This is a genomic window from Halostella sp. PRR32, from assembly GCF_034808085.1.
Classification (GTDB): domain Archaea; phylum Halobacteriota; class Halobacteria; order Halobacteriales; family Natronoarchaeaceae; genus Halostella; species Halostella pelagica.
This window is the reverse complement of sequence record NZ_JAXHGL010000163.1, coordinates 1-263: the sequence shown is the minus strand read 5'-3', so window position 1 is coordinate 263 and position 263 is coordinate 1. Positions and strand designations below refer to the sequence as shown.

Below are 263 nucleotides of genomic sequence, written 5' to 3'. Positions count from 1 at the left end.
GCAAGAACGACACCGCGACGTTCGCGGCCGTGATCGAGTCGATGGAGTACGCGACGACCGAGAGCGACGCCGACGTGCTCCAGATGAGCCTCGGCTCCTCCGGGACCTTCCGCGGGTTCATCGCCCCCGTGCGCAACGCCCGCGCGACGGGCGCGGTCGTCGTCGCGGCCGCGGGCAACGAGGGCGCGAACACCTCGTCGGGACCGGCCAACGTCCGCGACGCGCTCGCGGTCGGCGCGGTCGACGGGGAGCGCGCGGTCGCC

Annotated in this window: 1 protein-coding gene; it reads left to right on the top strand. The window is 74.5% G+C overall.

The window, feature by feature from the left end; translation table 11 throughout:
• A partial coding sequence (locus SM753_RS20755) for a S8 family serine peptidase (protein ID WP_323192947.1) occupies nt 1–263 on the top strand: 263 nt, incomplete at both ends.